The organism is Rhodococcus spelaei, assembly GCF_006704125.1.
GTDB classification, from domain to species: domain Bacteria; phylum Actinomycetota; class Actinomycetes; order Mycobacteriales; family Mycobacteriaceae; genus Rhodococcus_G; species Rhodococcus_G spelaei.
Window position 1 is genome coordinate 341,733 of the sequence record NZ_VIGH01000003.1, and the last position, 25,643, is coordinate 367,375.

Annotated in this window: 28 protein-coding genes and 3 tRNA genes; 18 read left to right on the forward strand and 13 right to left on the reverse strand. The window is 68.8% G+C overall.

The window, feature by feature from the left end:
• Positions 1-27: 27 nt before the first annotated feature.
• Entirely contained in the window at positions 28-1,935 is a 1,908-nt protein-coding gene (gene dnaG, locus FK531_RS08340) for a DNA primase (protein ID WP_142097562.1), read from the forward strand.
• A gap of 16 nt (positions 1,936-1,951) precedes the next feature.
• Here dnaG and FK531_RS08345 read toward each other — a convergent pair whose 3' ends face one another.
• On the reverse strand, positions 1,952-2,191 hold the full coding sequence (locus FK531_RS08345; protein ID WP_142097565.1) for a hypothetical protein: 240 nt from the start codon (positions 2,189-2,191) through the stop codon (positions 1,952-1,954).
• A gap of 136 nt (positions 2,192-2,327) precedes the next feature.
• On the opposite strand from FK531_RS08345, the gene FK531_RS08350 reads away from it, so the two are divergent.
• Positions 2,328-2,400 (forward strand) — tRNA-Asn (locus tag FK531_RS08350).
• Between the two features lie 311 nt (positions 2,401-2,711).
• A tRNA-Ile gene (locus FK531_RS08355) sits at positions 2,712-2,785 on the forward strand.
• 90 nt (positions 2,786-2,875) lie between these two features.
• Here FK531_RS08355 and FK531_RS08360 read toward each other — a convergent pair.
• On the reverse strand, positions 2,876-3,949 hold the full coding sequence (locus FK531_RS08360; RefSeq protein WP_142097568.1) for a ParB/Srx family N-terminal domain-containing protein: 1,074 nt from the start codon (positions 3,947-3,949) through the stop codon (positions 2,876-2,878).
• Positions 3,950-4,339: 390 nt separating this feature from the next.
• On the opposite strand from FK531_RS08360, the gene FK531_RS08365 reads away from it, so the two are divergent.
• From FK531_RS08365 to FK531_RS08375, 3 genes are all read left to right on the forward strand, one after another.
• The gene (locus tag FK531_RS08365) at positions 4,340-5,467 is read left to right on the forward strand and encodes an NDMA-dependent alcohol dehydrogenase (protein ID WP_142097571.1); all 1,128 of its coding nucleotides are present in this window, start codon (positions 4,340-4,342) and stop codon (positions 5,465-5,467) included.
• 83 nt (positions 5,468-5,550) lie between these two features.
• Positions 5,551-6,360 (forward strand): serine hydrolase domain-containing protein, encoded by an 810-nt coding sequence (locus tag FK531_RS08370; protein WP_142097574.1) that lies wholly within the window; start codon positions 5,551-5,553, stop codon positions 6,358-6,360.
• Positions 6,361-6,497: 137 nt separating this feature from the next.
• On the forward strand, positions 6,498-7,019 hold the full coding sequence (locus FK531_RS08375) for a DUF3145 domain-containing protein (RefSeq protein WP_142097576.1): 522 nt from the start codon (positions 6,498-6,500) through the stop codon (positions 7,017-7,019).
• 8 nt (positions 7,020-7,027) lie between these two features.
• On the opposite strand, the gene FK531_RS08380 is transcribed toward FK531_RS08375, so the two are convergent.
• The gene (locus FK531_RS08380; RefSeq protein ID WP_246098006.1) at positions 7,028-7,399 is read right to left on the reverse strand and encodes a winged helix-turn-helix transcriptional regulator; all 372 of its coding nucleotides are present in this window, start codon (positions 7,397-7,399) and stop codon (positions 7,028-7,030) included.
• 98 nt (positions 7,400-7,497) lie between these two features.
• On the opposite strand from FK531_RS08380, the gene FK531_RS08385 reads away from it, so the two are divergent.
• Both FK531_RS08385 and FK531_RS08390 read left to right on the forward strand, forming a co-directional pair.
• Positions 7,498-8,130, forward strand: a complete 633-nt coding sequence (locus tag FK531_RS08385; RefSeq protein ID WP_181762868.1) for an NAD(P)-dependent oxidoreductase — start codon at positions 7,498-7,500, stop codon at positions 8,128-8,130.
• Positions 8,131-8,374: 244 nt separating this feature from the next.
• A complete protein-coding gene (locus FK531_RS08390; protein WP_142097579.1) occupies positions 8,375-8,575 on the forward strand; it encodes a cold-shock protein in 201 nt (66 codons plus the stop codon).
• Between the two features lie 76 nt (positions 8,576-8,651).
• Here FK531_RS08390 and FK531_RS08395 read toward each other — a convergent pair whose 3' ends face one another.
• The 6 genes from FK531_RS08395 to aceE form a co-directional block, all read right to left on the reverse strand.
• Positions 8,652-10,085, reverse strand: a complete 1,434-nt coding sequence (locus tag FK531_RS08395; RefSeq protein ID WP_142097582.1) for an acyl-CoA carboxylase subunit beta — start codon at positions 10,083-10,085, stop codon at positions 8,652-8,654.
• A 104-nt stretch (positions 10,086-10,189) separates the two neighbouring features.
• Positions 10,190-11,440, reverse strand: coding sequence for a KasA/KasB family beta-ketoacyl-ACP synthase (locus FK531_RS08400; RefSeq protein WP_142097584.1), 1,251 nt, complete (start codon positions 11,438-11,440; stop codon positions 10,190-10,192).
• On the reverse strand, positions 11,437-11,745 hold the full coding sequence (gene acpM / locus FK531_RS08405) for a meromycolate extension acyl carrier protein AcpM (RefSeq protein ID WP_142097587.1): 309 nt from the start codon (positions 11,743-11,745) through the stop codon (positions 11,437-11,439). The genes FK531_RS08400 and acpM overlap by 4 nt, the downstream gene beginning before the upstream one ends.
• A 118-nt stretch (positions 11,746-11,863) precedes the next feature.
• Entirely contained in the window at positions 11,864-12,772 is a 909-nt protein-coding gene (locus FK531_RS08410) for an ACP S-malonyltransferase (protein ID WP_142097590.1), read from the reverse strand.
• A 128-nt stretch (positions 12,773-12,900) separates the two neighbouring features.
• Positions 12,901-14,250: a PucR family transcriptional regulator gene (locus tag FK531_RS08415; protein ID WP_142097593.1), complete on the reverse strand. Its 1,350-nt coding sequence runs from the start codon at positions 14,248-14,250 to the stop codon at positions 12,901-12,903.
• 109 nt (positions 14,251-14,359) lie between these two features.
• Positions 14,360-17,179 carry a pyruvate dehydrogenase (acetyl-transferring), homodimeric type gene (gene aceE / locus FK531_RS08420; RefSeq protein WP_142097596.1) on the reverse strand — a complete coding sequence of 940 codons (2,820 nt, stop codon included), beginning with the start codon at positions 17,177-17,179 and terminating at the stop codon, positions 14,360-14,362.
• Between the two features lie 279 nt (positions 17,180-17,458).
• Between aceE and FK531_RS08425 the strand changes: the two genes are divergently transcribed.
• From FK531_RS08425 to FK531_RS08435, 3 genes are all read left to right on the forward strand, one after another.
• Complete coding sequence (locus tag FK531_RS08425) at positions 17,459-17,881, forward strand: DUF3052 domain-containing protein (RefSeq protein WP_142098222.1); 423 nt, start codon at positions 17,459-17,461, stop codon at positions 17,879-17,881.
• Between the two features lie 25 nt (positions 17,882-17,906).
• Entirely contained in the window at positions 17,907-18,371 is a 465-nt protein-coding gene (locus FK531_RS08430; protein ID WP_142097599.1) for a peroxiredoxin, read from the forward strand.
• A gap of 34 nt (positions 18,372-18,405) precedes the next feature.
• Positions 18,406-18,480 (forward strand) — tRNA-Val (locus tag FK531_RS08435).
• 209 nt (positions 18,481-18,689) lie between these two features.
• On the opposite strand, the gene FK531_RS08440 is transcribed toward FK531_RS08435, so the two are convergent.
• Positions 18,690-18,995 (reverse strand): type II toxin-antitoxin system Phd/YefM family antitoxin, encoded by a 306-nt coding sequence (locus FK531_RS08440; RefSeq protein ID WP_142097602.1) that lies wholly within the window; start codon positions 18,993-18,995, stop codon positions 18,690-18,692.
• A gap of 199 nt (positions 18,996-19,194) precedes the next feature.
• Here FK531_RS08440 and FK531_RS22315 point away from each other — a divergent pair, with 199 nt between their 5' ends.
• Positions 19,195-19,356 carry a hypothetical protein gene (locus FK531_RS22315; RefSeq protein WP_181762869.1) on the forward strand — a complete coding sequence of 54 codons (162 nt, stop codon included), beginning with the start codon at positions 19,195-19,197 and terminating at the stop codon, positions 19,354-19,356.
• A gap of 5 nt (positions 19,357-19,361) precedes the next feature.
• Here the strand turns inward: FK531_RS22315 and FK531_RS08445 are convergent, their stop codons facing one another.
• Entirely contained in the window at positions 19,362-20,183 is an 822-nt protein-coding gene (locus FK531_RS08445; RefSeq protein ID WP_246098008.1) for an alpha/beta hydrolase, read from the reverse strand.
• A gap of 109 nt (positions 20,184-20,292) precedes the next feature.
• On the opposite strand from FK531_RS08445, the gene FK531_RS08450 reads away from it, so the two are divergent.
• Positions 20,293-20,814: an acyltransferase gene (locus FK531_RS08450; RefSeq protein WP_142097608.1), complete on the forward strand. Its 522-nt coding sequence runs from the start codon at positions 20,293-20,295 to the stop codon at positions 20,812-20,814.
• On the opposite strand, the gene FK531_RS08455 is transcribed toward FK531_RS08450, so the two are convergent.
• Positions 20,777-21,127: a hypothetical protein gene (locus FK531_RS08455; protein WP_142097610.1), complete on the reverse strand. Its 351-nt coding sequence runs from the start codon at positions 21,125-21,127 to the stop codon at positions 20,777-20,779. The two genes, FK531_RS08450 and FK531_RS08455, sit on opposite strands and share 38 nt — an antisense overlap.
• Positions 21,128-21,375: 248 nt before the next feature.
• On the opposite strand from FK531_RS08455, the gene FK531_RS08460 reads away from it, so the two are divergent.
• From FK531_RS08460 to FK531_RS08480, 5 genes are all read left to right on the forward strand, one after another.
• Positions 21,376-21,705, forward strand: a complete 330-nt coding sequence (locus tag FK531_RS08460) for a PadR family transcriptional regulator (protein ID WP_142097612.1) — start codon at positions 21,376-21,378, stop codon at positions 21,703-21,705.
• 2 nt (positions 21,706-21,707) lie between these two features.
• The gene (locus FK531_RS08465) at positions 21,708-22,076 is read left to right on the forward strand and encodes a DUF1048 domain-containing protein (protein ID WP_142097615.1); all 369 of its coding nucleotides are present in this window, start codon (positions 21,708-21,710) and stop codon (positions 22,074-22,076) included.
• The gene (locus FK531_RS08470; protein ID WP_142097618.1) at positions 22,073-22,882 is read left to right on the forward strand and encodes an ABC transporter ATP-binding protein; all 810 of its coding nucleotides are present in this window, start codon (positions 22,073-22,075) and stop codon (positions 22,880-22,882) included. Before FK531_RS08465 ends, FK531_RS08470 begins: the two co-directional genes overlap by 4 nt.
• Entirely contained in the window at positions 22,882-23,643 is a 762-nt protein-coding gene (locus FK531_RS08475; RefSeq protein ID WP_142097621.1) for an ABC transporter permease, read from the forward strand. The genes FK531_RS08470 and FK531_RS08475 overlap by 1 nt, the downstream gene beginning before the upstream one ends.
• A gap of 148 nt (positions 23,644-23,791) precedes the next feature.
• The gene (locus FK531_RS08480; RefSeq protein WP_246098010.1) at positions 23,792-24,778 is read left to right on the forward strand and encodes a cobalamin biosynthesis protein; all 987 of its coding nucleotides are present in this window, start codon (positions 23,792-23,794) and stop codon (positions 24,776-24,778) included.
• On the opposite strand, the gene FK531_RS08485 is transcribed toward FK531_RS08480, so the two are convergent.
• A complete protein-coding gene (locus FK531_RS08485; RefSeq protein WP_142097626.1) occupies positions 24,707-25,642 on the reverse strand; it encodes an SURF1 family cytochrome oxidase biogenesis protein in 936 nt (311 codons plus the stop codon). The two genes, FK531_RS08480 and FK531_RS08485, sit on opposite strands and share 72 nt — an antisense overlap.
• Position 25,643 lies beyond the last annotated feature (1 nt).

Here is a 25,643-nt window from a genome sequence, read left to right on the forward strand (position 1 = left end):
CCGCCGTGCAGGCCCTAGACTGTCCCCGTGGCCGGCCGAATTCCTGAACGAGACGTAGCGGCCATTCGCGAGCGAACCCACATCGAGGACATCGTCGGCGAGTACGTCGCGCTCAAGCGCAGCGGCGGCGACTCCATGAAGGGCCTGTGCCCCTTCCACGACGAGAAGTCTCCGTCCTTCCACGCCCGGCCCAACCACGGCACCTACCACTGCTTCGGCTGCGGCGAGGGCGGCGACGTCTACTCGTTCCTGCAGAAAATCGAGCACATCTCGTTCGTCGAGGCCGTCGAGCAGCTCGCGGACCGGATCAACTACACCATCTCCTACGAGGGCGGCGGGCCGTCTGTTCAGCGCGACCGCGGCACCCGGGCCCGGCTGGTCGCGGCCAACGCGGCCGCCCAGGAGTTCTACGCCGCCCGGCTGCGCGAGCCCGACGCCCAGACCGCCCGCGACTACCTGACCGAGCGCAACTTCGACGGCCAGGTCGCCGTCACCTTCGGCTGCGGCTACGCCCCCGACGGCTGGGACACCCTCACCAAGCACCTGCTGACGAAGGGCTTCGAGGCCAAGGAGATCATCGACGCCGGTCTCGCCACCCCGGGCAAGCGCGGCACTCCGATCGACCGGTTCCGGCGTCGGCTGGTGTGGCCGATCCGCAACCTCAGCGGCGACGTCATCGGTTTCGGCGCCCGCAAGCTCTTCGACGACGACACCATGCCCGGCAAGTACATCAACACACCGGAAACCATGCTGTACAAGAAGTCTCAGGTGCTGTTCGGGCTCGACCTGGCCAAGCGGGACATCGCCAAGGGACACCAGGCGGTGATCGTCGAGGGCTACACCGACGTGATGGCCATGCACCTGGCCGGGGTCAAGACCGCCGTCGCCGCCTGCGGTACCGCCTTCGGCGAGGACCATCTCGCGATGCTGCGCCGACTCCTGATGGACGACAGCTATTTTCGCGGTGAGGTGATCTACACCTTCGACGGTGACGCGGCCGGCCAGGCGGCGGCGATGAAGGCGTTCGAGGGCGACCAGAAGATGGCCGGGCAGACCTACGTGGCGGTGGCCCCGGACGGCATGGACCCGTGCGAGTTGCGCCAGGCGTCCGGCGACGCGGCCGTCCGCGATCTGGTGGCCCGGCGAATCCCGATGTTCCGGTTCGTGATCCGGTCGCTGCTCGCCGAGCACGATCTCGACACCGGCGAGGGTCGGGTCGAGGCATTGCGGCGGACGGTGCCGGTCGTCGCCCAGATCAAGGACGCCGCGCTGCGCGAGGACTACGCCCGCCAGCTCGCCGGGTGGATCGGGTGGGACGACATCCCGACCGTGATCAAGCGGGTCCGGGAGGAGAGCCGGCGCCAATCGTCGCGGCGCGGGCAGCCGCAGCGGCCGGGACGATTCCGGGAGGACTCTCAGCCGGTCGCGGAAGCGCCCGCGGGCCCGGCGCGCCCCAACCCCCGCGATCCCGCGCTGTGGCCGCAGCGGGACGCGCTCAAGGCCGCGCTGCAGTACCCGGAGGTCGCGGGTTCGGTGTTCGACTCGCTGCCGACGGAGACGTTCACCCACCCCGCCTACGCGTTGGTTCGTCAGGCGATGTCCGACGCGGGCGGCACCGCGGCCGGACTCGGTGGTGCCGAGTGGATGGACGCGGTAGGCAAGCTCGCGGACCCGCTGCAGTCGCTGGTGACCGAGCTCGCGGTCGAACCGATCCGGGCGTCCGACGTGCCCCGGTACATCCCGCAGGTGCTCGCGCGGCTGCAGGAGGTGTGGGTCGGGCAGCAGGTGGCCGACCTCAAGTCCAAGCTGCAGCGGATGTCGCAGGCCGATCAGCCGGACGACTACATGGCGCTGTTCGGTGACCTGGTCGCGCTCGAGCAGTACCGCCGGAGCCTGCTCGAGCAGGCCGTCGGCGACAGCGCCGACGACTACTGAGCTGGGGAGTGCTGAGCTACTTCCGGTCGCGGGGGACGTAGATAGTGGTGTCCTTGTCGATGGCCTCGAGCGGTTCGAGCCTCGGCTGGGTGTTGAGGCTGTCCGAGAGTCTCTGGCGGCCGACCTCGATGACCTTCTTCGTCGCGGGGCTCCCGACGATCGCCTTGGTCGTCCGGCTGATCTGTTCGTAGCGGGCGCGGCCGGCCTTCGTGCCCAGCACGTACCCCGCCGCGACCCCGATCAACAAGCGCATCATGAACTGCTTTCCCTCCTGTCGAACGGCCTGACACAGTGTGCCTGATGGGCCTGCGGGCAGGCGATTTGGTACCAGGGTGGGTCTATGGGTTAAAGTCTGTTCCGCAGCCAGGCGAGAGCGACGGCTGCTGAGGTAATCCCCTGTAGCTCAATTGGCAGAGCTTCCGACTGTTAATCGGACGGTTGCTGGTTCGAGTCCAGCCGGGGGAGCTTCAGAAGGCCCCCGACCAAGTGCAAGCCTGGTCGGGGGCCTTTTTCGTGTCTCCGGCCGCCCGATTCCGCGTCATGTGAGCATCGTCGTCGAGAGCGGCGCGGGACGGGCCCTTCGGCGATGTCGGCGGCGACAGTTCAGATCCCGCGGCGCTGCCATGACGCACAGTCCTCGACCGCTACCCGGCCGCCCTCGTGGTTATCGTGGGAGCCGGAGATCGTCCGAGACCCTCGCCGCACGGGGTCGGCACCGGTGCCGGTAGCATTTGGCCGTCCGAATGTGCGCGTCAGAGCGCGTGTGAGGGACGAATGGGGCGGTAGCTCAGTCGGTTAGAGCCGTGGACTCATAATCCATTGGTCGCGGGTTCGAGCCCCGCCCGCCCCACTCGGCCGTGCGATCCTCTGCTGCGGCATCAACGCAGAACGGGCGGTCACCGCGACTGCTCGCGGCGACCGCCCGTTCGGCGTCAGGCGCTCACTTCCCGTGTGCGGCCTTGTATTCCAGTGCGTACGCGATCTTGCCGGGCTTGGCGTCCGAGTACGGTACCGACAGCTTGGCGAACTCGCCCTTGCCTTCGGCCTTGCCGTCGTTCCACTGCGCCAGGGCGCCGAGCTGGCCGGCGGTGAAGCCGCTGTCGACGACCGTGCCGGTGGGGAGGGCGGTCTGCGCCTTGGTCACTCGCTTGACGGTGTCGAGGTAGCTGGTCAGATCGCGCGGGTTCCAGCCGCTGATGTCGGCCGCGTCCTTGTCGCGCAACCACGCGCCCCAGTAGAACTCCTGGAACGGGATGGTGCCGGCGGTGAAGCCGATGTCCCGCGCGAAGTACATGAGGCTGCGGTACTTGTCGTCGGCGAAGTTGGCGAGGCCGACACCGGCGGGGAGGGTGTCGACTGCGACCTCCTTGCCGTTCACGTCGCGGTTCCAGACCCACCCGTTCTTGTGCATCTCGGCCCAGAAATCGTTGACGGACAGAGCGCTCAGGTTGCCGAGCACGCGAAGGCGCACGTGCACGTCGGGGCCCTCGGTCTCGTAGAAGGAGGTCAGCGTGTGGTGGCCGTCGGTCAGGTAGAGCTTGCCCGCGGGACCGACCACGACCGTCTTCATCGGCGCGATGGAATCGGCGGTCTCCTGGCCGACGGGCAGTTCGCAGGTGAACGAACCGGGGTCGGCGATCTTGGCGGCCGGCGTCACCGAGACGGCCTTGACCTGTCCGTTCGCCTCGCACCAGTCGTCGAACTTCTTGTTGATCGTGTCCTTGCCGAGGGTGTACCGGCCGAGCTTGTAGTACACCTCGTCGTAGCCGAGCGAGGGCTGCGTGGCGCGCACGTCGCCGATCCGGACGTCGAGCAGATCGCCGGTCTGGGCGCAGCGGTACTGGTAGTCGAGCGCGGACCCGCTCGACAGCAGTTCGGCGAGGCTGCCGGCGGACGGACCGCAGACCCGCGTCGTGGGCGCGGCGGCGGCGGTGCTCGCCGTGCCGAGGGCGCTGGCACCGACGAGGGCGAACGCGGCGAGCGTCGTGAACGCGGTGCGCGTGGTGAGGGGCATGGGTGGGTGATCTCCTGATCGACGGGGCGGTGTGCAGTCACCCTGATCTGCCCCGGTGACCGAGCGACCGCTTGGTGATGGACGACCCCTGGCCGGTGGGTGAACGGCAGGGACCGTCGACCGATCCCGTCCATCATCTGGACGACGGGGGCGACTGACGGACGAACGTCCAGTTCGCGACGCGTTCGGTGCCCCGTCGGCTGTGTCGACACGCCGACCTGACTGTCCGGTAACCGCTTTTCACCTGGCATTTCGGAACTCCGTTAGACCTTGCTACGAAATTCCCTTAGAACGTGTTCCAATTCCGCCGGATTCGGGCTATCGTGTGCCCTTGTGATCACCGTCACCTCGATCACGAGAAGCTGACGCGGAACGAAAGGCCGGAACGAAATGAAGACAAAGGGCGCGCTCCTGTGGGGTCTCAACGAGCCGTGGTCGGTCGAGGAGATCGAGCTGGGTGATCCGCGAGATGGCGAGGTCCAGATCCGCATGGAGGCGGCTGGCATGTGCCACTCCGACTACCACCTCGTCACCGGTGCCACTCCGATGCCGTCCTTCCCGGTGCTCGGCGGGCACGAGGGCGCCGGCGTGGTCACCAAGGTCGGCCCGAACGTGAAGAGGCTGAAGGAGGGCGACCACGTCGTCCTCTCCTTCATCCCCGCCTGCGGCGCCTGTGACCCGTGTACCCAGGGGCACCAGAACCTCTGCGACCTGGGCGGGGGCCTGCTCACAGGACAGTCCATCTCCGACGGCTCGTACCGCATCCAGGCCCGCGGCCAGAATGTCATCCCGATGGCCCTGCTCGGCACGTTCTCGCCGTACATGACCGTGCACGAGTACTCCGCGGTCAAGATCGACGAGCACATCCCGTTCGAGATCGCCGCGCTCGTCGGCTGCGGCACGACGACGGGTTGGGGCTCGGCGACCAACGTCGCGCAGGTCCGCCCCGGCGACACCGTCGCGATCGCCGGCGTCGGCGGCGTCGGCATGGCCGCGCTGCAGGGCGCGGTGGTCTCGGGTGCGCGCAACATCATCGCCATCGACCCGGTCGCGTTCAAGCGCGAGCAGGCCCTCAAGTTCGGTGCCACGCACGCCTACGCGAGCCTCGAGGAGGCCATCGTCCCGGTCATGGAGCTGACCTGGGGCAAGATGTGTGACAAGGTCATCCTGACGATGGGTGAGATGGACGGCGCGCTCGTCGATCCGGCGCTGACCCTGACCGCCAAGGCCGGCACCTGCGTCGTGACCTCGATGGGCAAGATGTCCGACATGGATGTGAAGATGAACCTCTTCCTCTTCGCGATGCTGCAGAAGACACTCAAGGGCAACGTCTTCGGTGGCGCCAACCCGCGGCACGAGATCCCGATGCTGCTCGACCTGTACAAGTCGGGTCAGCTCAACCTGCAGGACATGATCTCCAACACCTACAGCCTCGAGCAGGTCAACGAGGGCTACCAGGACATGCTGGACGGCAAGAACCTGCGCGGCGTCATCAAGTACACCGACGCGGACCGCTAGACCGCGAACGCACCACGGTGCCGGGCGACTCGATCGAGTCGCCCGGCACCGTCGTCTGTGCGGCCGGCTCGTAGGCTGACGCGGTGCACAGCCTCAACGCGATCCAAGACTGGCCCGTCGACCATGCCGCCGCGACGGTGGTCGGTCCGGACGGGCCGATCGGCGTCGCGGGGGAGCCGGACCGGGTGTTCGCGCTGGCGTCGGTGACCAAGCCGTTGGTGGCCTACGCGGTGCTGGTCGCGGTCGAGGAAGGTGCACTGGAGCTGGACATGCCGGCCGGACCACCCGGCGCCACCGTGCGACACCTGCTCGCGCACGCGTCCGGGCTCGCGTTCGGCGAGCATCGGGTCCAGGCTGCGCCGGGGGAGAAGCGGATCTACTCGAGCGCGGGATTCGAGGTGCTCGCCGACCTGGTCGAGACCGAGACCGCCATCGCGTTCCCCGAGTACCTGCGCGACGCGGTCTTCGCCCCGCTCGGCATGGGGAGTTCGGAGCTGACGGGCCCGGCCGGGCACGGCGCCCGCTCGTCGACCGCCGACCTGGCGCGCTTCGCCGCCGAACTGCTGCGGCCGACCCTGGTGTCCGAGCACACCGTTCGCGATGCCGTCACGGTGCAGTACCCCGGGTTGTCCGGCCTGCTGCCCGGCTACGGCACCCAACGCCCCAACGACTGGGGGCTCGGGTTCGAGATCAAGGGCGACAAGTCGCCGCACTGGACCGGTCGGGCGAACTCGTCGGCCACCTACGGCCACTTCGGGCAGTCGGGCACGTTCCTCTGGGTCGACCCGGCCCGGGAATTGTCGTGTGTGGCGTTGGCGGACCGGGACTTCGGCGACTGGGCGAAGGATGCCTGGCCTGCGCTGAGCGACGCGGTACTGGCCGAAATCGCCTGAATACGGGCAAACAACACCCGTCTCATCAGTTCCAGTGGCGCACAGGGTGCACACGGGGCACACTGGTACCGCGCAAGACATGGCTGCGACATGAGGCCGTTGGGGAAGACGTCCCTCGTCGAAGCCGGAGGTGCCTTGTGCGCGCATTGAATCAGTTCGCCGATGCGACGAACGGTGTACTCCACGTGCACTCGTCGCCAGCAGCGCTGTGCCCGCACGTCGAATGGGCCCTCGTCGCGACCCTCGACTCCCGCCCGAACCTCAAGTGGACCTCACAGCCGGCCTCGCCAGGTCAGTTGCGCGCCACCAGCAACTGGGTCGGCCCGGTGGGGACGGCGGCCCGGTTGGTGAACGCGCTGCGCGCCTGGCCGATGCTGCGCTTCGAGGTGACCGAGGACCCGAGCGAGGGTGTTGACGGCGAAAGATACAGTCACGTACCGGGTCTCGGCCTCTGGCGCGGGTCCACGAGCGCCAACGGCGACGTCATCCTCGGCGAGATGCGGCTGCGCGCCCTGATCGAGGAACACGGTCCCGGCGACGCACTCGCGTCCGAACTGGACAACGCGCTCGGATCAGCCTGGGACCAGGCACTCGAGCCGTACCGTAGCGGCGGCGAGGGCGGCGCCGAGGTGACCTGGCTGCACCGCAACGTCGGATAGCCGGTCGGTCAGGCGCTCGTGCGCGACTCGTGCGCGGCCCGGGCGCCGAGGACCTCGCCGAGGTGTTCGCGACTCCATGCACAGGCCGCAGCCATCGGCTCGAGCAGTGAACGCCCCAGCACGGTGAGTTCGTACTCGACCCGCGGGGGGATCTCCGGATACGCGGTGCGGGTGAGGAGGCCGTCGCGCGCCATGGCGCGCAGCGACTCGGTGAGCACCTTCGGGCTGACCATGTGCAGGGGCACCTGCAGTTCCGAGAAGCGCCGCGGACCCTCGTGCAGGCACGCAATGATCCGGGCCGTCCACTTGTCGCCGATCCGGATCGGCGTGGGGCCGGGCGTGCAGTCCGCGAACATGTCCCGATCGAGTCGATTGCTCACCTGGCCAGCGTAACTATCGTTGCGGTAACCGGCACCCCACTCGCTACGTTCGGCGGCATCGGTCGGCACTCGCCGGCCCCGTCGAACGGAGTCCACTCGTGAGCAGAATCATCGTGTTCGGTGCCGGCGGTCGCGCCGGCCGCCGCGTCGTGGCCGAGGCACGCTCGCGCGGCCACCAGGTGACCGCGGTGGTCCGTGATCCACACCCGAACCCAGACCCGGCCGGCGCGGACGTGCGGTCCGGCGACGTCACCAGCGCGGACAGTGTGGCCGCGCTCGCCGCCGGCCACGATGTCGCGATCAGCGTCGCGGCCCGGCTGGACATCGGGTCGGCGGAGTTCTACACCGCGGCGGCGCACGCGCTCGTCGACGGACTCGGCCGGGCCGGGGTGCGGCGACTGCTGGCCCTCGGTATCGGCACGATGCTCGAGACGGCCCCGGGGGTGCGGGTGCTGGACGCGCCCGAGTTCCCGGCGGAGGCACGGGAGTTCTCCCTCGGTCACGTCGCCGAACTCGAACTGCTGCGCGGCGCAGGTGAGGGCCTCGACTGGGTGATGTTCGCGCCGCCGCCGATCGTCCTCGACGAGACCGCGGAGCGCACCGGCCGCTACCGGATCGGCGGGACGAGTGTGCTCGCCGCGGATGCGTTCTCCTATGCCGACCTCGCGGTGGCGCTGGTCGACGAGGCCGAGAGGCCCCGGCACAGCAGGGAGCTGGTAGCGGTCGGCTGATCTGCCGGGAACACGTCGGGGCCGGCGGGAATTAATCGAGCAGCAGCGTCGTTGAAGCCGGTGGCCGCAAGTTTTGAGTGTTTGTGTCTTCTGCACGCTCGCAAGGAACAACGTTGCGGGCGCTGTGCAGCCCTTCAGGAATCTGGGTCATAACCCTTCGGTGTCTGGAGACGCCGCGTCGCGTCTGAAAAACCGGCCCGGGCGCACACGGTGTGTGCCCGACCAGCCCATGTAAGGAGTTTTCATGGCTCAGGGAACAGTCAAGTGGTTCAACGCAGAGAAGGGCTTCGGCTTCATCGCTCAGGCAGATGGACCGGACCTTTTCGTGCACTTCTCCGAGATTCAGGGTTCCGGCTTCAAGAGCCTGGAGGAGAACCAGCAGGTGGAGTTCGAGATCGGTCAGGGCGCCAAGGGCCCCCAGGCCACCGCGGTTCGCCCGGTCTGATCGTCGGGCGAAACCTCGCCGACAAGAGAAAGGCCCCGACCTCACGGTCGGGGCCTTTCGTCGTGTGACGCCCAGGTCAGAGCGGGATGTTCTTGTGCGCCCCGCGGCGGGCGGGGGCCGCGGCCAGGGCGGCGGTGACTGTGCTGCGGGTCTTGGCCGGATCGATCAGTTCGTCGACCACCCCGATCGACATCGCCCGGCCGACGCCGCCCGCGATCGCCTCGTGCTCGGCGGCGAGGCGGTCGTGCAGTGCCTCGCGATCCTCGTCCGATGCGGCGGCGAGGGCCCGCTTGTGCAGGATGCCGACGGCGGCCTTGGCACCCATCACGGCGACCTCCGCCTCCGGCCAGGCGTACACGGCGGTGGCGCCGAGAGCGCGGGAGTTCATCGCGATGTACGCGCCGCCGTAGATCTTGCGGGTCACGACCGTGACGCGGGGGACTGTCGCCTCGGCGAACGCGTGCAGCAGTTTGGCGCCGCGGCGCACCACGCCCTCCCACTCCTGGCTGACGCCGGGCAGGTAGCCGGGGACGTCGACGATCACGACGAGGGGGATCCCGAAGGCGTTGCACAGCCGCACGAACCGGGCGGCCTTCTCGGCGCTCTCGGAGTTGAGGCAGCCGCCCAGGCGCAGCGGGTTGTTCGCGATGATGCCGACGGTGCGGCCGCCCATCCGGCCGAGGCCGGTGACGATGCTGCGGGCGTAGTTGCCCTGCAGTTCCTCGAAGCTGGACTCGCCGTCGACGTTGTCGAGCAGTTCGTGCACGATCGGCCGGACGTCGTATGCGCGCTTGGCCGACTCGGGCATCATGGCCCGCAGGTCGGTGTCGCCGTGCTCGGCGGCGGCCTGGTCGAACGTGCCCTGGTCGGAGAACATCGACACCAGCCGGCGGGCCCGGTGCAGGGCGTCGAGCTCGTCGTGCGCGGCGATGTGTGCGACACCGGACTTCTTGGTGTGGGTGTCCGGGCCGCCGAGCGAGGCCATGTCGACCTGCTCACCGGTGACCGAGCGCACCACGTCGGGTCCGGTGACGAAGACGCGGCCCTCGGGCGCCATGATCACCACGTCGGTGAGCGCGGGACCGTAGGCGGCGCCGCCGGCGGCGAAGCCGAGGACGACGGAAAGCTGGGGGATCAGGCCGGAGGCGCGGACCATGGCCTCGAACACGAGGCCGACGGCGTGCAGGGCTTCGACGCCCTCCGCCAGGCGGGCCCCGCCCGAGTGCCAGATGCCGACGATCGGGGCCTTCTCCTCGATGGCGGTGTCGATGGCCGCAACGATGTGCTTGCAGCCCTCCACCCCCATCGCGCCGCCCATGACGGTGGCGTCGGAGCAGTAGGCGATGGTGCGGACGCCGTCGATCTCGCCGGACGCGGCGAGCACGCCGGACTTGTCGCGGGGATGCAGCGTGACGGTGGTCCCGGCGTCGAACAGGCTCTCGAGCCTCGTCAGAGGATCGCGCGGATCGAGCTGGGAATCGGATCTGGTGATCGGAGCCAAGATGGTCATCGCCGGTCCTCCTAAAGTGCTGAGCCGCCGGTGGCGGTGGTCGGGGTGGGGCCGGTCCCGGATGACACCGGGTCCGGACCCCACCGTCGAACTGTGCCGACCTGTCAGGCGCGGCCGAAGGCGAGCGCGACGTTGTGCCCACCGAATCCGAACGAGTTGTTGATGGCGAAATCGAAATCGCCGTTGCGGGCTTCGCCCTTGACAACGTCGAGGTCGATCTCTGGATCCTGATTCTCGAGATTGAGCGTGGGAGGAATGACCCCGTCACGCACACTCAGGACCGTGAGCACCGCTTCGAGCGCACCGACGGCGCCGATCGAGTGCCCGAGCGCGGATTTCGGTGCGTACACCGCAGCATGCGTACCGACCGCGGAGTTGATCGCCGACGCCTCGGCAGTGTCACCGATCGGCGTTGCGGTCGCGTGCGCGTTCACATGCTTGATGTCGGCCTTGGTCAGGCCGGCCGTCTGGATGGCCCGGGTCATCGCCCGTGCCGCGCCGGTGCCCTCGGGGTGCGGCGCCACGATGTGGTAGCCGTCCGAGGTGATGCCCGCACCCAGCAGTCGTGCATGGATGGTGGCACCGCGCGCCTTCGCGTGCTCCTCGGTCTCGAGGACCATCATGGCCCCGGCCTCGCCGAATACGAAGCCGTCGCGATCCTTGTCGAACGGACGCGACGCAGCCTTCGGGTCGTCGTTACGCGAGCTCAGGGCACGCATCATCGTGAAGCTCGCCATCGCGACCGGGTCGATGATGCCCTCGACACCGCCGGTGACGATGATGTCGGCGTCGCCCATGACCAGCATCCGGTAAGCGTGCGCGATCGCTTCCGAACCGGACGAACATGCCGAGACGGGCGTGATGACGCCGGCCCGGGCGCCGAGCTCGAGCCCGACCACCGCGGACGGACCGTTCGGCATCACCATCTGGACGGCGAACGGCGACACCTTGCGGTAGCCACCGTCCTTCATCTTGTCGACGGCGTCGAGGAGGGCCTCGCCGCCGCCGAGCCCGGTGCCGAGGACGACGCCGAGACGGTCCTTGTCGACCTCGGGGCTGCCCGCGTTCTCCCACACCTGGCGGCCGAGCACGAGAGCGAGACGCTCCACGTAGCTCATCCGTCGGATCTCTACACGGGAGAGGGAATCGTCGGGGCTCACCTTGAGGTGGCCACCGATTCGGACGGGGAGGTTGTACTCCTCGATGAACGGATCTTCGAGGATCCCGATTCCGGATTCGCCGGCGAGCAGGCCCTTCCACGTGGCATCCACGTCACCAGCGATCGACGTCGTGGCCGCGAGGCTGGTGACGACGATGTTGGGGAAGTTCCTGGTGGAAGTCACGGGCGAGCTCACTCCTCGTTCTTGGAGGCGTCGAGCTTGGCCTTGACGGCGTCGGCGACGTCGCCGCCCTCGGCCTCGAGCTTCTGGATGTAGCCGACGGCATCGCCGACGGTGCGCAGGCTTGCGAGGTCCTCGTCCGGGATCTTCACGCCGTACTTGTCCTCGGTCTGGACGGCGATCTCGACCATGGACAGGGAGTCGATGTCGAGGTCGTCGACGAACGACTTCTCGATGGTCACCTCGGACGGCTCAATGCCGGTGACCTCCTCGATGATCTCCGCGAGTCCGGCGATGAGTTCTTCCTGGGTGGCGGCCACTGGGTGGCTCCCTTCTTGTTTGTGTTTTCTGGGGTCCTGCCGTGCCAGGTTCGGGAGAACCGGACACATGTGCAAGTTTTCGCGTCCCTATGTGGAACGGTGTGGGTTTCTACCCGGTTCAGGTGAACTCCGCGAGACCGGCGAGGTCGTCGGGGGTCTTGAGGGCCAGTGTGGGGGTGCCCTTGATTTCCCGCTTGGCGATACCGACGAGGGTGCCGGCCGGCGGGAGTTCGACGACCGCGGAGACCTCGGCGCTGCGCAGGTATGCGCTGCACAGGTCCCAGCGCACCGGCTTGGTCACCTGTGCGGCCAGCTTGGCCAGCGCGTCGGCGCCGGAGGTGACCGGCTGACCGTCGGAGTTGGACAGCAGGGTGCGAGTCGGTTCCGAGGGGGAGATCCGCGATGCCGCTTCGGTGACCGCGTCCTGGGCGGGGGCCATGAACCTGGTGTGGAAGGCACCTGCCACGGGCAGTGCCCGCACGCGTGCCTTCTCCGGCGCATTCGCGGCCAGCTCGTCGAGCGCGCTCAGCAGGCCGGCTGCGACGATCTGACCGGCCGCATTGCGGTTCGCGGGTGCGAGACCGAGCTCGTCGAGGCGGGCGAGGACGGCCTCCTCGTCGCCGCCGAGCACCGCGGACATGCCGGTCGGCTCGAGCGCGCAGGCCTTGGCCATCTCCGAGCCGCGCAGCGCCGCGAGCGCGACTGCGTCGTCGGCGGAGATGACACCGGCGATGGCGGCGGCGGCCAGCTCGCCGACCGAGTGGCCGGCGGCGACCAGGTCTGCGGGCACCTCGCCGCGTCGGTCGAGCTCCTCGAAGGCCAGCAGCGCGGCCGCGACGACCAGTGGCTGGGTGACCGCCGTGTCGGTGATCTCCTCCGCGGTCGCGGTGGTGCCGAGACGGGCGAGGTCGAGGCCGGACGCCTTCGACCAGATGGCGAGACGATCGGCCGTGCCCGGCAGCTCCAGCCAGGGGCTGAGCATGCCGGGAGTCTGGGACCCCTGACCCGGGGCAAGCAACGCAATCACAGGGTTAAGGGAACACCGTTCAGGCGTCTCCGTGGGGTGTTGTTGGCAATGAACCTTGGACAAGTGTTTTGTGGGGATCCCACAAAACGGCACGTCGCCGTTCGCCATCGCGCCTGGACGGTCGTCCGTTACAACCCGATCCCATGGATTGTTGCGGATGTGACTGAAGTGGTGGAACTGGACGATTCGTGACGAGTTTGAGCCAGTCTTCCCACTGTTGCTGCGACTCGGAGTACGTACGCATCGCGAGGGTTTGTCGGATCCCTCCCAGTGACCTCGGCGATCTTCTTCAGGCGGTACCGCACAGTATTTGGATGGACGAACAGTTGGCGGGCGCAGGTTTCGACCGCCGCACCGCAGTCGAGATAGGCGTCGAGGGTGTCGGTGAGGGCCGAACCCGAGGTGGCCAACGGCTGGACGAGCAGGTCGTTGAGAGCGTCCAGTGCGGCGCGGTCGCCGAGCAGTGCGCGTTCGGGGAGCAGTTCGGCCGCGTGTACGGGCCGCGGCGCCCCGCGCCAGCCGGCCACGGCCTCCATTCCGGCCAGTGCCTCGACCGCGCTGAAGTGTGCCGCGCCGAGCGTCGGGGTGGTCGGGCCGATCACAACCGGACCGGACGAGAAGTTGGTCAGCAGGTCGCCCAGGAACGGGCGGTTGGCCTGGGACGGTTGCATCTCGCCGCTGACCACCATGACCAACCGTGAACCCTGGACCACGGCGAGCGCGGCCCGGCCGTGCTTCTGCGCCGTGGTGTGCACCGTCGACACCACCGAGACGCCCTGGTCGGGCGGCGGGGTACCGACCAGCACCGTGGCGGGCGCCGTCGCGTCCCAGTTCAGCGTCGCCGCACGCGAGAGCATGTCCGGACCGCTGTCACCGCGCACCACGGCGTCCACCACGAGTGCTTCGAGTCGGGTGTCCCAGGCGCCGCGCGATTCGGCGGCGCTCGCGTACACCGAGGCGGCGGTGAAGCCGAGTTCGCGCCCGTAGCGCAGGACCGCCTCGGTCAGGGCGACGAGTTGTTGGTCGTTGCGGGCCAACGCGGGCAGCCACTGCTCGAAGAACTCCATCGCGACACGCACCATGTCGACCGTCTGTCGCAGGGTCAGCCGCCGGGCCAGGTCCTGTGGGATGACCTGGAAAGCGTCGAGGCTGAACCGGATGTCGCTCTGCGGGTTCTGCAGCCACTCGAGGAAGTTGACCACGGCGGTCTGCACGAGCAACTGGACGCTGGCGCGCTGGTCGGCGTCGAGGTCACCGAAGAACGGCAACTGGTCCTGCATCGAGGTCACGGCCTCGGTGGACAGTCGGCCGGAGAACTGTTTGACGCGACGCAGCAGCGCGTCGGGCAGTGGATCCCGGGTCTGGCGCGTGCGTGCGAAGGCCGGGACGGGGGCGGGGTGGTGGGCTTCGTCGATCGGCGCCACTGCCTTCGCGTCGCCGCCCGGCGGTGTTGCCGCGGCGGACTCCTGCTCTCCCATAACACCGAAACCTACGCCCAGCGGGGGTGGACCCGAATTCCGGCGCACCGAAAAGGGGCGTCCCGGCACAGTGAACGGTGCCGGGACGCCCCTGCCGAAATGCCGACTACTACGCGCTGCCGGGATCCTTCAGTGACTTCGGTGCCGCGAGCACGTCGTCGATCCGGTACTGGCGCGCCGCCGCCGCCGGCGTGTTGTGCTCGACCTTGCCGGCCCGGGCCAGCCCGGACAGCACCGCCACCGCGATGGACTCGGCATCGACGTTGAAGTAGCGCCGCGCTGCGGTCCGGGTGTCGGAGAACCCGAACCCGTCGGTGCCGAGGGTGGTGTAGTCGCCCGGCACCCACTGCCGGATCTGGTCCGGCACCGCGCGCATCCAGTCCGAGGCCGCCACGAACGGACCCTCGGCACCGGACAGGGCCGCGGTCGCGAACGGGGTCGGGGGAGTGAGGTCGGGGCTGCGCAGGGCGGCCTTCTCACACTCGATGCCGTCGCGACGCAGTTCGCCCCACGAGGTCACCGACCACACGTCGGCGGACACACCCCAGTCGTCGGCCAGCAACTGCTGGGCGCGCAGGCCCTCCGGCATCGCGACGCCGGAGACCAGGATCTGGGCCCGCGGCCCGGTGCCCTGGGACTTGCTGTACAGGTAGATGCCCTTGAGCAGGCCCTCGACGTCGAGGTTCTCCGGCTCGGCCGGCTGCTGGTACGGCTCGTTGTAGATGGTCAGGTAGTAGAAGATGTTCTCGCCGCCGAAGCCGTCCACGCCGGGCGTCCCGCCGTACATCCGGCGGAGGCCGTCCTTGACGATCTGCGCGATCTCGTAGGAGTACGCCGGGTCGTAGGTGACCGCCGCCGGGTTCGTCGACGCCAGCAGCAACGAGTGCCCGTCGGCGTGCTGCAGGCCCTCGCCGGTCAGGGTGGTCCGGCCCGCGGTGGCGCCGAGCACGAAGCCCCGGGCCATCTGGTCGGCCGCCGCCCACAGGCCGTCACCGGTCCGCTGGAAGCCGAACATCGAGTAGAAGATGTACAGCGGGATCATCGGTTCGCCGTGGGTGGCGTACGAGGTGCCGACCGCGGTGAACGAGGCCGTCGATCCCGCCTCGTTGATGCCCTCGTGCAGGATCTGCCCGATCGAGGACTCCTTGTAGGCGAGCATCAGGTCCGCGTCCACCGAGGTGTACAGCTGGCCGTTGCGGTTGTAGATCTTCAGCGACGGGAACCACGAGTCCATGCCGAAGGTGCGGGCCTCGTCCGGGATGATCGGCACGATCCGCTTGCCGATCTCCGGGTCGCGCAGCAGCTCCTTGAGGATGCGCACCAGCGCCATCGTGGTCGCGACCTCCTGCTTGCCCGACCCCTTGCGCACCGCGTCGTAGGTCTTGTCCTCGGGCAGTTTCAGTGGCGCCACATCGGTGCGGCGCGACGGCAGGAACCCGCCGAGCTGCTTGCGCCGGTCGAGCATGTACTGGATCTCCGGAGCGTCCGGCCCGGGGTGGTAGTACGGGGGCAGGTACGGGTCCTTCTCCAGCTCGGCGTCGGAGATCGGGATGCGCTGCAGGTCGCGGAAGCGCTTGAGGTCGTCGAGGGTCAGCTTCTTCATCTGGTGCGTGGCGTTGCGCGCCTCGAAGTGCTTGCCCAGGGTGTAGCCCTTGATGGTCTTGGCGAGGATGACCGTCGGCTGGCCCTTGTGCGCCATCGCCGCGGCGTACGCGGCGTAGACCTTGCGGTAGTCGTGGCCGCCGCGCTTGAGGTTCCAGATCTCCTGGTCGGACAGGTCCTTGACCAGTTCCTTGGTGCGCGGATCGCGGCCGAAGAAGTGGTCGCGCACGAACGCGCCGTCGTTGGCCTTGTAGGTCTGGTAGTCGCCGTCGGGGGTGACGTTCATCAGGTTCACCAGGGCGCCGTCGCGATCCTTCTGCAGCAGCGCGTCCCACTCACGGCCCCACACGACCTTGATGACGTTCCAGCCGGCGCCGCGGAAGAACGACTCGAGCTCCTGGATGATCTTGCCGTTGCCGCGGACCGGGCCGTCGAGGCGCTGCAGGTTGCAGTTGACCACGAAGGTGAGGTTGTCCAGACCCTCGGTCGCGGCCACGTGTGCGAGGCCCCGTGACTCGGGCTCGTCCATCTCGCCGTCGCCGAGGAACGCCCACACGTGCTGGTCCGAGGTGTCCTTGATGCCGCGGTCGTGCAGGTAGTGGTTGAACCGCGCCTGGTAGATGGCATTCATCGGGCCCAGGCCCATCGAGACGGTCGGGAACTCCCAGAAGTCGGGCAGCAGTCGCGGGTGCGGGTACGAGGGCAGTCCACCGCCGGCGTCCGCGTGACTGTGCTCCTGACGGAAGCCGTCCATCTGCTCGGGCGGGATGCGGCCCTCGAGGAACGCGCGGGCATAGATGCCGGGGGAGGCGTGGCCCTGGATGAAGATCTGGTCGCCGCCGCCCGGATGGTCCTTGCCGCGGAAGAAGTGGTTGAAGCCCACCTCGTAGAGCGCGGCCGAGGACGCGTAGGTGGAGATGTGGCCGCCGACGCCGACGCCGGGGCGCTGCGCGCGGTGCACCATGATGGCCGCGTTCCAGCGGATCCAGGCGCGGAATCGGCGCTCGACCTCCTCGTCGCCGGGGAACCACGGCTCGGATTCGGTGGGGATGGTGTTGACGTAGTCGGTGGAGGTGAGCGCGGGGATCGCGACGTTCCGCTCGCCGGCGCGCTCGAGCAGTCGCAGCATCAGGTAGCGGGCGCGGGACGGACCCGACTGCCGCAGAAGTTCGTCGAAGCTCTCGATCCATTCGCCGGTCTCGTCCGGATCGATGTCGGGAAGGTAGGAGGCGACGCCCTCACGGATCACGCGTACCCGGCCGTCGGCGCCGGGGGCGGGATGCGGCGTGGGGTGCGATACCGGGTCCTGGGTGTGCTCGGACAACATTTGCTCCTCATCGCGGTGAACGCTCGGTGCGGCGTCCAATCCTGCCGAGTCGCCAGTGTGACGGCGGCTCGGTTTCAACATGACGGTGATCTACGTCAATCCTGCCAAACCGCTCCGGCGGCGGTGCAGTCGAGGCTGATTCGCCTGGATCCGAATATTTTGTGCCCTTTTCGGCGCGGTCCGCTTGCGCGAGAGCCGTCGAGCATGTTCGCTTTCACTACTGATCCGCACCGACCGGTGCTGGCTTTGAAGCTCGTTCAACAAGAGGAGGACACCACCGTGGTCGCCGCGGCCGACGCCCAGAACTACGCCCAGAAACTCGGCATTACCAATGACATGGTTGTTCAGGAACTGGGTTGGGACGAGGACACCGACGATGCCCTGCGGGCATCGGTGGAGGAGACCATCGGCACGGAACTCCTCGACGAGGACTCCGACGAGGTGATCGACGTGGTCCTGCTGTGGTGGCGGGACGGCGACGGAGACCTGGTCGACGCCCTCATGGATGCCATCAGCCCGCTCGCCGACGAGGGCTTCGTGTGGGTGCTCAGCCCCAAGACCGGTCAGCCGGGACACGTCGAGCCCAGCGAGATCGCCGAGTCCGCCCCGACCGCCGGCCTGACGCAGACCTCGGCCGCGAACCTCGGAGCGTGGTCGGGCAGTCGGCTCGTGCAGCCCAAGGCCCGCCCGGCCAAGCGCTGACCACCACCCCGACCTAGGAGTCGTCTTGCCGCTCGATGTGGGCGCACCCGCGCCCGAGTTCACGCTCAAGGACCAGAACAACCAGGAAGTCTCGCTCGCGGACTACCGGGGCAAGAAGAACGTGCTGCTGGTGTTCTACCCGCTCGCGTTCACCGGAACCTGCCAGGGCGAACTGTGCCGGGTCCGGGACGGGCTGCCGAAGTTCGAGAACGACGACGCCGCCGTGCTCGCGATCTCGGTCGGCCCGCCGCCCACCCACAAGATCTGGGCCGCCGAGCAGGGCTACACGTTCCCGCTGCTGTCGGACTTCTGGCCGCACGGTGCGGTCGCGCAGGCCTACGACGTGTTCAACGACAAGGCCGGGTTCGCCAACCGCGGTACCTTCGTCGTCGACAAGGAGGGCATCATCCGGTTCGCCGAGATGAACCAGCCCGGCGAGGCCCGTGACCAGGCAGCTTGGGAGAACGCGCTCGCCGCGCTAGATTCCTGAGTGCGATTCGGCGGGCAGTGGCCCGCCGAATTTCGGGCGTGTAGCTCAGTGGTAGAGCTCTGGTTTTACACACCAGCGGTCGGGGGTTCGAAACCCTCCGCGCCCACCACGGCGGCAGGTGAGACGGCAATCTCGCTGTCGGACAGGGGAAGCCCCCACCTCGAGGAGGTGGGGGCTTCCTGCTCATGTTCAGGTCATGAAGTGGGCGATTCACGTTGTCGGACAGAAGAAATCGTGTCGGGCCGGAGCGTGAGGGCTCAACTGCGATGTCGGCGGGTGAGAACAGCGGCGGACAAATCTGTTTCGTGGGGGCGTTGCCTACTTCTTCTTCGCCTTCTTACGCCGTCTGGCGGGCTTGCGTTTGACGACATTCTCATTCGGCGCGGCGGCGTCCTCGTGGAGGGTGCGGGCCGCGGCCCGGCGCAGGCTGTCCATCAGTTCGGGTGACCGGAGCAGGAAGGTCGATTCCTGCAGGGCGAGGAACCGGTCGCGGGAGATCAGAACGGCATTGCCGTGCTTGCCCGCGATCTCGACCGCGACGGTGTCGTGGTTGACGGCGCCGATCAATTTGTTCAATTGTTTGCGCGCTGATTTCACGCTCGTTGCCGCCACGGCCGACTCCATTCGCTGAGTAACTGCGTTGCGAATCTTGCCATCCGGCGGTCGGATTCGAGGCGGCGGCCGTGTGCGAGGTCACAATCAGAGTTCACTCAGGCTTCACCCGCCCCCGGATGACGCCTCCTACCGTGGAGCCACGGCCCTGCGAGGGCCGTGGCAGAGATCGATTGCCTCCGAACGTGCATGACGCCCGTGGGGAGACCAGATGGAATTCCTTGCCGCTCTTGCTCTGATCGCCGCCGCTCCGGTCGGCGTGCTCGGCGCGTACCTCACGGTGTGCGCGCTCTTTCTCACCGAGCTGCGCCGCCGCGACCGCCTCGACCACCACAAACCCGCCCCGGGCCCTGCCAAGCGCCCGAGGTGCTGACCGCGCTACGACTCGGGTGTGGACGGCGCCAGGTCGTGCCGACCCAGGAAGTCCAGTGCCGCGTCGGCAACCTCACGCCAGCCCGAATCGGCCACCAGCGAGTGGCCCCGGTCGGGGAACACCTGGTACTCGGTGACCCCGAGGTTGCGGCGCTGGATGTGGTACGCCGAGCGCACCAACGGTTCGGGTACCAGGCGGTCCTGCCCTCCGGCGACCATCAGCAACGGTCCGCGGGCGCTGCGGGTGTCCACCTTCGCCGGGCTGCCGGGCGCCAGGTTCGCGAGCCCGGCCTGGAACAGTGGCCGGCCCGGCGCCGGGATCGAGAAGTCCTCGTAGATCCGGTCGGACTCGTCGCGGGGGACCCCGTTGGCGAAGGTCGTGTGGAACGTCTCGGGGGTGTGGGACCAGGTCTTGGTCCGCAGTCCCGGTCGGCTCAGGACGGGCAGCACCGACCGGATCTGGGTCGGGGACATCCTCAGCACCCCCTTGAACTGGGCGGGAGCGAGGGCCACCGCGCCGCGGGCGAGTCCGCGACCGAGCAGTCGCTGCGCGATCAGTCCACCGAACGAGTGCCCGACCACGATCGGGGCGTCGGGCAGTCGCGAGATGATCGCCGCGTAGTGCTCGGTGGCCTCGCCGATGCCCTTCTTGTTCAGCGCGTCGGGGTCCTGGCGGGTCGCCGCGACCGTGGTCGCGTCGCCGGGCCAGCCCGGGGCGATCGCGTCGTAGCCCGCTGCGGTGAACAGATCGACCCACTCGCCCCAACTGATCGGGTGCATCCACAGTCCGTGGACGAAGACGACGGGGACCGCTCGGGACTGCGACACGGATGGCTCCTCGAGAGTGCGCGGGACGGCGCCGGCCAGCGGCATCCGACCCGAAGTCTAGGGCTGGTGGACCCGCCGAATCGAGGACGTCGGCGGATAGGGTCGTCGTGTGCGCCTGATCACGATCATCCAGTCCTCCGCCCTCGTCCCGGTGTGGCTGCGCATCCTGCTGCTGCTCGCCGGGGGAGCCAAGGTGTGGGGTGCCGGGATCTACTCGGGCTGCCACTTCGGGGGCAAGGACATTCGGATGGGCCTCGGGACCTTCGTCAACCGGGGCGTGCTGTTCGACTGCACCGCGCCGATCACCCTCGGCCGGCAGGTCGCGGTCGGCCACCGCGCGCAGTTCATCACCAGCACGCACGAGATCGGCCCCGCCGACGGTCGCGGCGGCCGCGTCTACCACCGCCCGATCGTGGTCGGCGACGGCTGCTGGATCGGCGCCGGCGCGACCGTCCTGCCCGGCGTCACGATCGGGTCGGGGTGCATCGTCGGTGCGGGCGCGGTGGTGACCAAGGACTGCGAACCGAACGGCGTCTACGCGGGCAATCCCGCCCGACGGATTCGCGACCTGCCGCTCGACGCGCCGCGTGCGATCAGCGGGGAATCCGCGGCAGCGACTCCGGGCAACTGATCCCGGCCGCGTACAGGACGAACGTCTCGGCGTCGCTCTCCCGGTAGCCGAGGCTCCGCAGCGCGCTCAGCGCGATGTCGTACCGGTTTCGGCGCGGCAGCGCGAGCTTCTCGCACACCAGCGCGGTGTGCTCGACGATCCGCTGGTCCGACTTCCCGCCGAGGGTCGGCACCTCCGACCGCACGTCGGCCAACAGGTCCAGCTGGGACTCGCTGAGCCCGCGGTCGGGTTCGGCGGAATGGGTGCCCGCCATCGCGGCGACCACGATGCCGACACCCACGAGTGCGGCGAGAAGTTTCGTCACGACTGTCATGGATAGCAGTCGGGACGCCCGTTGCGTAGACCTGAAATCGCGCGGATTCGATGTCTTCCCAGGACGATCCGAAGAATTCATCGGCAGGTCACCGCCGCGCCGATCGGGCGGAACCCGGTGTTCGGTGACCCCTCGACCTGGGACGACGGGACCGGTCAGGCCGGTTGCTACTAAGTGTTGCCAAGTACCGGTACTCAGTGTTACTTTCTACCGGTACCTGGCAACACTGAGTACTGGGAGGAGGTTCGATGAGCAAGCAAGCTACCGAGATGCTCAAGGGAGTCCTCGAGGGCATCGTGCTCGCGATTCTGTCGGAGCGACCCGCCTACGGATACGAGATCACGGCAAGGCTGCGCGATCAGGGCTTCGCGGACATCGCAGAAGGCACCGTCTACGCCCTGCTCGTCAGGGTCGAGCAGCGTGACCTCGTCGACGTGGAGAAGGTCCCGTCCGAGAAGGGGCCGCCGCGCAAGGTCTACACCCTCAACACGCGGGGGCGGGACCAACTGGGCGAATTCTGGAGGAACTGGAGCTTCCTCGCCGAACGAATCGAACATCTACACGAAGGAGAGAAGTGACCATGGCAGCCAAGTGGATCGAGACCCTCACCGGATCGCTCGAGCAGAAGAAGCAGTACAAGCAGTGCAAGGCCCGCCTCGAGACCCTGCCCGAACCGTATGCGACCGCCGCCAACGCGTTCCAGCGGTACCTCACTTACTACGGCGGCGTCACCGACGGCGACACCCTCCTCACGATGTTCAGCGACTCCGTCGATCTGTGGGAGCGCGCCGCAGCCGACGGCACCCCGGTGCGGGCGATCATCGGCGACGACCCGGTCGAGTTCGCCGAGACGTTCGCGCAGGCCTACTCCGGCAAGCAGTGGATCGACAAGGAGCGCGCCCGCCTCATCGAGGCGATCGCGGACGTCGAGCGGAGGGAGCAGCGATGACCGCCCAACCGGCCATCCGGGTGCAGGGCGTCGAGAAGTCGTACGAGCAGCTCCACGTGCTGCGCGGCGTCGACTTCGAGGTCGAGCGGGGCAGCATCTTCGCCCTGCTCGGCTCGAACGGGGCCGGCAAGACCACGCTGGTGAAGATCCTGGCGACGTTGCTGCGGGCGGACGCCGGCACGGCGACGGTCCACGGATTCGACGTCGCCACTGCGGCGGCGAACGTGCGCGAATCCATCAGTCTCACCGGGCAGTTCGCCGCGGTCGACGAGATCCTCAGCGGCAAGGAGAATCTCGTGCTGGTCGCCCGGCTCCGGCACCTGGCGAATCCCGGGGCGATCGCGGACGAGCTGCTCGCGCGATTCTTGCTGACCGACGCCGGCGACCGGAAGGTCGGGACGTACTCGGGCGGCATGCGTCGGCGCCTCGACATCGCGATGAGCCTGATCGGGAACCCGCCGGTCGTCTTCCTCGACGAACCGACGACGGGACTCGACCCCCAGGCCCGCAACGAGGTGTGGCAGGCCGTGCGGGACCTCGCTCGGGGTGGCACCACGGTGCTGCTCACGACGCAGTACCTGGAGGAGGCCGAGCAGCTCGCCGACAGGATCGCGATCCTGCACGAGGGCCGGATCATCGTCGACGGCACCCTCGCCGAACTCAAGCAGCTGCTCCCGCCCGCGAAGGTGGAGTACGTCGAGAAGCAGCCGACCCTCGAGGAGGTCTTCCTCAGCATCGTCGGTGCCGACGCACCGGCGGGTGCCGACACCGCGGGCGCCGTCGGCGCCGACCGAAAGGAACGATGATGACCACGCATGTCCTCGGCGACACCGCCGCCCTCACCGGCCGATCCCTGCGTCACATCACCCGCAGTCCGGACACCATCATCACGACCGCGGTCACACCGATCGCGATCATGCTGCTGTTCGTGTTCGTGTTCGGCGGCGCCATCGACACCGGCGCCGAGTCGTACGTGAGCTACCTGCTGCCCGGCATCCTGCTCATCACCATCGCCTCGGGTGTCGCGTACACCTCCGTGCGGCTCTTCAACGACCTGCAGGGCGGGATCGTCGAACGGTTCCAGTCGATGCCCATCGCCCGGGCGTCGGTGCTGTGGTCGCACGTGCTGACCTCGTTGGTCGCCAACGTGACCGCAGTGCTGATCGTCGTCGCCGTCGCCCTCCTCATGGGGTTCCGGTCGGGGGCGAACGCGTTCGAATGGCTTGCGGTCGCCGGCATCCTGATCCTGTTCACGCTGGCGCTGACCTGGCTCGCCGTGATCGCCGGCCTCTCGGCGAACTCGGTGGACGGCGCGGGTGCGTTCGCCTACCCGCTGATCTTCCTGCCGTTCGTCAGCTCCGCGTTCGTGCCCACGGAGTCGATGCCGGGGCCGGTGCGGGCCTTCGCCGACAACCAGCCCGTGACCTCGATCGTCAACGCGATCCGTAACCTGCTCGCGGGCCAGGCTGTGGGCTCCGACATCTGGGTCGCCCTCGGCTGGTGCGCTGGCATCCTCGTCCTCTCGTACGGTGCCGCGATCGCGATCTACCGGCGCAAGTTCGCCTGATCCACCGATCGTGTCGGCGAAGTGAGCACCTACACGATCCGCGCCAGGCAGTGCAGCAGCGCGGACTGTCCCGTCGAAGGTGCGTGGGTCATACCCGGGTATGACCCACGCACCTTCGACGGCGCCGTCGATTGGTAGACATACCGACGTGAACTTGCGTGGGACGGCACGAGCGACCGGAATCCTGATCGGCTTCGCCGCGGACCGGGCCTTCGCCGATCCCGCGCGACTGCACCCGGTGGCCGGTTTCGGTCGCGCCGCCGCGGCGCTCGAGCGCCGCAGCTACCGCGACGGCCGCGTGGCCGGACTCGCGCACACCGGACTGCTCGTCGCCGCGGTCACCGGCGGAGCGGTCCTCGCCGGTCGCGCTGCGGGCCGCCTCGGCTGGGTGGGGGAGAGTGCGGTGGTCGCGGCGGCGACGTGGACCGCGCTCGGCGGGACCTCGCTGAGCCGGGTCGGCGCCGACATGGCCGGCCGGCTCGAGCGCGACGACCTCGATGGCGCCCGGTCGCTGGTGCCGTCCCTGTGCGGTCGGGACCCGAACTCCCTCGACGGTACCGGAATAGCCAGGGCCACAGTCGAATCCGTCGCGGAGAACACGTCGGATGCGACGGTCGGGCCGCTCTGGTGGGCGGCCGTCGCCGGGGCGCCCGGGGTGCTCGGCTACCGCGCGATCAACACCCTCGACGCGATGATCGGCTACCGCTCACCGCGGTACCTGCGCTTCGGCTGGGCCGCGGCGCGGATCGACGACCTGGTGAACCTGGCACCGGCCCGGGCCACCGGACTGCTCGCGGTGGCCGTCGCGCCTGTGGTCGGCGGGTCGCCCCGCGCGGCGCTGCGGGCCTGGCGACGCGACGCCGCGGGCCATCCGAGCCCGAACGCGGGCGTCGCCGAGGCGTCGATGGCCGGCGCGCTCGGAGTCACCCTCGGAGGGCGCACCGAGTACCCTCACGGCGTCGAAGAGCGGCCGAGTCTCGGTGAGGGACCCGCCCCCGCGGTCGCGGACCTGCGCCGGGTGGTGCGCCTCTCGTCCGCGGTGCAGGTCGGCGCCGCGCTGGGGTCAGCGGCGCTTGCCGTAGCGGTCGGCGAGCTTGGCTTCCGTCGCCGTCAACGTCGTGGGCTCGGGCGCTGACCGTCGCAGCCCGCGCCGCGGCAGCACGATGTCGTCCTCGGCCTCGGCCTCGGCCTTGGTCGTGGCAACCGGCTCGGTGGCTGTCGGCTCGGCGGCAACCGGGGGGGTGGCCTCGGTGTCCGCTCGGTCGCGGCGGCGCTCCCGGAGCTCGGCGCGTACGAAGTACGCCAGCCCGAGCGGGGCCATGATCCCGAACGCCAGCCACTGCAGCCCGTACGACAGGTAGGGGCCGGCGTCGAGTTGCGGCAGCGGGATGGTGCCCAGCGAGCCGGGCTGGTCGCCGGCGAGCTGCAGGTAGAGGTCGACCGGCGTGACCCCGGCCGCGGTGCCGATCTGCGCGGGGTTGATGAAGTAGACCTGCGAGTACCCGTTCTCCCGGATCGGGTCCTTGCCCGGGATGGTGCCCTCGGACAGTCGCGGGCGGGCGGCGATCGTGACCTCACCGGTCGGTGCCGCGGCGAACTGCGGCGGCCTGCCGCCCTCGACCGGCCGCACGTACCCCCGGTTGACGAGCACGACCCGGCCGTCCGACAGTTGCAGCGGGGTGATCACCTCGAAGGCCGGCGAGTCCTCGATGGTGCGCAACCGGATCAGCACGTCCTTGTCGGGCAGGTAGGTGCCCGTCGCTCTGACCTGGCGCCACTCGTCGTGGGTGGCGAGCGGGCCCGACGCCGGCAGGATCGACTCGACCGGCACCGGATCCGCGGACACCGAGTCCGAGATCAGCTGGTTGCGCTCGGAGGTACTGGTGTTCTTGCCGAGCTGCCACGGGGCGAGCACGGAGAAGCACAGGTAGGCGAAGCCGGCGACGATGACGGCCAGGATCAACCAGCCCGGACGCAGCAGAAACTTCAGCCTTCGCACG